The organism is Oleiphilus sp. HI0080 (genome assembly GCF_001635135.1).
In genome coordinates, this window is sequence record NZ_LWFU01000740.1 from 1 (window position 1) to 1,206 (window position 1,206).

At 48.4% G+C, this 1,206-nt stretch carries 1 protein-coding gene; it reads right to left on the reverse strand.

What is annotated here, in order from left to right:
* Nucleotides 1-6 precede the first annotated feature (6 nt).
* A partial coding sequence (gene serB / locus A3751_RS15675; RefSeq protein WP_068457798.1) for a phosphoserine phosphatase SerB occupies nucleotides 7-1,206 on the reverse strand: 1,200 nt, incomplete at its 5' end.

The window sequence follows — 1,206 nt, forward strand, 5'->3', positions numbered from 1 at the left end:
AGTGTGCTAAATCTGCCCTCCGGCCTCTCTATCTCTGAAGCCAATCAAATAAAGAATGGCATCTAAACCTAGGTTCGAAATAGAATGTTTCGCACTCTCTTTAACCAAAGGCTTTGCACGGAACGCGACACCTAAACCGGCACGACTTAACATTGGAAGATCGTTCGCTCCGTCTCCCACTGCGATAACCTGCTGACGCCCAATACCCTCTTTCTCCGCCAGCTCATCCAACAACTCTGCTTTGCGCTCACCATCAACGACTCGGCCGGTCACGCGCCCCGTCACCTTGCCATCCTTAATTTCAAGCTCATTAGCAAACACATAATCGATACCCAGCTTTTCCTGTAAGCCTTCCGCAAAATAATTAAAGCCGCCAGACAGGATTGCTGTTTTGTATCCCAGCCCTCGAAGCGTAGAGATTAATCGTTCGGCACCCTCGGTCAGCTTTAGTCTTTGAGCGATACGCTCAAGAACGTCTTCACTCAAGCCCTCAAGCAAGGCAACACGCTTCTCAAAACTTTGTTTAAAGTCCAGCTTACCCTGCATTGCCAACTCGGTGATCTCGGAAACTTGCTCGCCAACACCAGCTTCTTTCGCAAGCTCATCAATCACTTCCGCTTCAATCAACGTCGAATCCATATCAAAGACGACTAAGCGACGATTACGCCTAAATATCGAATCCTCTTGGAAGGCAATGTCGACCCCTAACTGGTTACCGATATTGAGAAAATCCTGACGCAACTGATCTAGATCCGGCGGAGTGCCGCGCACGGAGAATTCAATGCAAGCCTTGGAAGCATCGACGGCTGCATCAACCGCAGGCCTTCCCGATAGACGGGTAATATTATCAATATTTAAACCGTGCTCTGCGGTGACAGCAGACACTTTCGCGATTTGTTCGGCGGAAATAGCACGTGATAACAACGTGACGATGTATCTTGCCTTGCCTTTTCCTTCAACCCAATGCTGATAGTCTTCTTTGCTGACGGGCTTGAAACTCACATCCTGCTCTAACTCGTGCATCCGGAACAACAAGTCTTTTAGCACACTACTTGACTCTCGGTCTCCCGGAACCTCAACCAAAATACCCCACGTCAGATAATCATGAATGACTGCCTGACCGATATCGAGAATACGAATATCGTATTGCGCCATAATGCTGGTCATTTCAGACGTTAAGCCCGGTTTGTCTCTACCAGACACGTT